The following is a 4,083-nucleotide window of genomic DNA, read 5'->3' on the forward strand; positions in this document are numbered from 1 at the left end:
GGGTGGGCCAGGTTGTCGCTCACCGGGCAGCGGGTCTCCACCTCCGTCAGGAGCCGGGTGAGCTGCTCCGGGGTGGCGCCGCCCCTCACGTGGATGGTGGCGGTGAGGGACTGGTAGCCGGCGCGGATGTCGCGGTGGGTGCCGGCGAACTTCGCGGGGTCCAGGGAGCCCTTCACGGTGATGTCGGTGCCGGTGACGGGGATGCCCAGCTCGCGGGCGATGAAGAAGGTCATGTAGTTCAGGCAGCCCGCGTGCGCCGCGAGGATGAAGTCGAGCGGGCTGGGGGCGCCGTTGCTGCCTCCCAGCTCCACGGGCTCGTCCATGAAGATCCTGAACGCCTGCGCCTCCGTGGTGCTGCGGGCCATGCTCTCCCCCACGGTGCGGACCTGTCCGGTGTACAGCGGCTGTGCCATGACGTTGGCCTCCTGTCCTGGATACGAAGGCAGCGGGTGCACCGGGTCGTCCGCGATGCGCGGCCGGAAAAAACGCGGTGCCGTGCAACCCGGGGGCGCATCCCGGGTTGGACGGGGAATAGAATTTCGCCCTGCTGGCGTGTGGGGACTCCTTGCCACCGGAGGAGGGACGCGCGTCGTGCGAGCCCGAGGCGCGAGACCTCAGCGCACCGGGTCGCTCCGGTCGGCTGGAGGTGGCCCGGCCCCTGGATGCGGCCGAACAGGCCCAGGCCCTGGAGGACGGTGCGCGGGTCCGCACGCCGGTGGAGGGCCCGTGGACGGGGACGCCCACGCTGGTGTGGCCCCAGGGCGTGGACCTGCCGCTGGTGGGCAATGCGTCCCCGCGTCAGGTGCCGCGCCACGGGGCCTTCGAGCCCGAGGGCTCCCGGCGGATCATCCCCCCGGCCCGGTAGGGCTCAGGACCCCTTCTTCTCGCGCGCCTGTCGGGACAGGTAGAGCCGGTGCAGGAAGTCGTAGAGGACCAGCTCCTGTGCCCTCGCGGCGGTCCGCAGCAGCCGGTTGGTGTGCATGTGGACGAGGCTCGCGGCCACCCGGTCCAGGGGCTGCGTCAACTGGCCCCGGGTGGCGCACGCGCGCAGTTGCTCCGTCACCTCCGCCTGTCGTGCGGAGCGGCGTCGCAGCGCGGCGAGTCCCGGGGCGAGCGGCCCTTCGGAAGGCCACGGCTGCCACAGCAGGGACTCCAGTTCCTGCCGGTGCGTCCGGAAGCGTTCGCCCAGCCGACGCTCGAAGGCGCCATCCACCTGGAACTCCTGGCCGTAGCCCTTGCGCAGCTCCGCGAGCAACCGGGAGCGGCCCTCCAGGTCGAAGCCCAGGTCCGTGAGCAGCAGGTCGATGCCGCACAGGAGCAGTCTCCAGCGTGCGTCCGCTCCGTCATCGCCCGCCACCGTGTCGAGCAGCTCCATCGCCGTCTCGCTGTCCGCGTGGAACAACCGCTCCGCGAGCGGCAGGCCCAGGTCGCCGCCGTAGCGTTCGACCTCGCGCTCGTAGGTGTCCACCTGCACGCGGTGGACGAGTCCGTCCTGTCGCAGCGGGCGCAGCAATTCGTGGAGGCGGGCCAGCACCTCGGTGTGCAGCCGTCGCGGGTCGCCCTGGAAGCGCACGCGCAGGTGCCAGTCCGGGTCGCCGTAGCGCAGGAAGAACCACTGGTGCGCGGCACCGGAGGCGATGGCCTCGCGGGCCAGCGGCGCCACGGCCTCCGCCAGCACCCGGTCCGCGAGCGCCGTGCCGGTGTAGAGCTTGACGTACAGCCACTCGGAGCCGGGAGGGAAGGAGCGCTCCAGCTTCGGGGGCTTCGCGGTGCTCACGGCGGGCGCGGGCACGGCCGGCGCGTCGCGCACGAAGGGCACCACCACCTCGTGGACGAAGCGGCCCTCGGGGCCCTGGACGCACAGGGCCTCGTTGGTGGGCAGCTCCACCAGCACCACCTCCGCCTGACGGCGCACCAGTTGGACGAAGGTGTCGATGCTGAGCACGTTGTCCAGGTCCACCGGCAGCACGTTGTCGCGGTCCTCCAGGCCCACGGTGCGCGGGAGGCCCAGGCGCTCGCGCAGCCGCTGCACCTCGCGGAAGCGCTCCGCGCCTTGCAGCTCCCCGAGCGCATCAAGCGTGGGCGCCTTGAGGCGCCAGCGGGCGCGGTGGAGGACCAGCCCGCCGCACGTCACGCGGGGCAGGAACGCACTGCTGCCGAGCGGCCCCCAGTGCCAGCGCAGCCCGGGGCTCGCGCCCTGCTGCTGGAGCGTGCCCAGGAAGGTATAGGGCCGCAGGTGCGCGCGGCCGAAGTTGTGGACGTGGGTGACGCGGGGAATCACCTCGCGTCCCAGCTTCACGGAGCGCAGGACGATGCGCGAGCCCCGGACGGAGAGACGCAGGTCGGTGAGCGGAAGCTGCTGCTCCGGCGGCGCACCCGAGCGTCCCAGGAACACCAGCTCGTGCTCGCGCAGCACGGGGCGGCAGAGGATGTTGCCCACGCGCCCTTCCGGCAGGTGCACCACCTCCGCGAAGACGGCCTCCGGATGCAGCGCCTCCTCAGCGCGCAGGTGCGCCTTCACGTGGCGCAGCAGCTCCGGGTCGCCGTGGCAGAAGCGGCCCAGGAGCGCCGCACCCGAGGGACCCATCATCGAATCGAACACGAGCTGGAACCGCCCCGCGTCCACGTCCTCCTGGGACGCGGCCAGCACGGTCGCCATCACGGAGAAGGCGTCTGGCAGCGGCACAGGGCGCGGGTTCTCCATGGCCTTCAGGTCCGCGGCGTCCAGCTCCAGGGGGCCGCCCGTGCGGAGCACCTCCGACAGACGGTAGTTCAGGTGCGCCTGGGCCTTGCCCCATGCGACGCGCTCCTCGGAAGGAGGGGAGGGGAACGCCAGGTCGCGCAGCAGGGGGGAGGCCTCCGCGGCCTCGGGGCTCGCCAGCTCGAAGCCGACGCCCACGTCCTCGTCCAGGGCCTCCAACAGGGGGACCTCGCGCTCCTCGTAGCGCTGGACGAAGGCCTCGCGAAAGCGCCGCAACGTTGGCGAATCCGAAGCCGGGCTCAGCCGGTGCAGCAGGGCCACGCCCCGGGCCATCGCGTCCACCACGGCCGGGCCCAGGCTCAGCGCTTCGGCGGGTTTGCGCAGGTCCACCTGGAAGAGGCGGTTGGTTTCGACGGGCGCGGGAAGCGCTTCGAGGTCCTTCGCCAGCGCACGGTAGCGCGACGGCTCGGCCCCCAGGGGTGAGCCATCCAACTCCATCAGCGCGTCCTGCACGTGGTGGAGGACGCGGACGGTGTCCGCCATCGCCGGCACGGACTCCAGGCGCGCGAGCAGCTCGCGCAGCGGCTCCGGGCCGGTGACGAGCGGTGCCAGCTCCGGAAGGAGGAGCTGGTGCTCCACGAGCATGTCCACGTAGTCCCGGGCTTCGTCGGCGGCCACGTCGGGGTCGGCTTCGACCAGGGCCTGGGCGAGCGTCGCGAGCGAGCCACCCGCGCGGGCCCGCTCCAGCGTGGCTTCCAGGTACGCGGTGGGCTCCACACTGACGAGCTGGTAGGTGCGCGTGCCTCCCTCGCGGCGCGACTCCGCGTAGCGCAGCCGCCCCGCGGCCCGGTACAGGCTGGAGTTGGGGCGGTAGCTCAAGGCCTCGCGCAGCGCGGGCAGTCCCGCGAGCCGGTCCGTCAACGCATCCACGTAGTCCATGTCCAGCCGCGTGTGACGGCGGTACGACTCGCGGGCGGGCAGCGCCAGCCGCGTCGGCCCGGTGAGCGTGCCCAGGCTGTTGCCAGCGAAGAGGCCGAAGGGCGTCGAGCGCGAGGCCATGCGCTGCCAGTAGCGCACCAGCGTGCGCTCCAGCTTCTGGCCATGTTCACCGTCCGGAGCGCTCGTCCACGCGGAGAGGTGCTCTTCCAGCGAAGGGGAGGCGAGGAACAATGCCTCGCGCACCTCCGGCCGGGCAACCACCGCCGCCAGGCGGTCGCGCAGCAGGGCGCGATCCCTCGCGAGCGCTGCTTCCAGTTCCGCGACAGGGGCTTGCGTGAAGCGGGCCGCATGCAGGTCCTCGCTCCAGGCGCGCAGCGCATCGAAGGGCAGCAGCGGGGTGCGCAGGACGAAGAAGCCGGAGGGGGCGTGGCCCGGCAGGGCGG

The 4,083-nt window shown here is 72.6% G+C and carries 3 protein-coding genes; 1 reads left to right on the plus strand and 2 read right to left on the minus strand.

Annotated elements, in window-relative coordinates:
- Nucleotides 1-413: OsmC family protein (locus D7Y13_RS39330; RefSeq protein ID WP_167508818.1), on the minus strand; the 413-nt coding region annotated here is incomplete at its 3' end.
- A gap of 152 nt (nt 414-565) precedes the next feature.
- On the opposite strand from D7Y13_RS39330, the gene D7Y13_RS39335 reads away from it, so the two are divergent.
- Nucleotides 566-865 (plus strand): hypothetical protein, encoded by a 300-nt coding sequence (locus tag D7Y13_RS39335; protein WP_120583296.1) that lies wholly within the window; start codon nt 566-568, stop codon nt 863-865.
- A 3-nt stretch (nt 866-868) separates the two neighbouring features.
- Here the strand turns inward: D7Y13_RS39335 and D7Y13_RS39340 are convergent.
- A partial coding sequence (locus D7Y13_RS39340) for a lantibiotic dehydratase (RefSeq protein WP_341870469.1) occupies nt 869-4,083 on the minus strand: 3,215 nt, incomplete at its 5' end.

The organism is Corallococcus praedator (assembly GCF_003612125.1).
In the GTDB taxonomy this organism is placed as follows: domain Bacteria; phylum Myxococcota; class Myxococcia; order Myxococcales; family Myxococcaceae; genus Corallococcus; species Corallococcus praedator.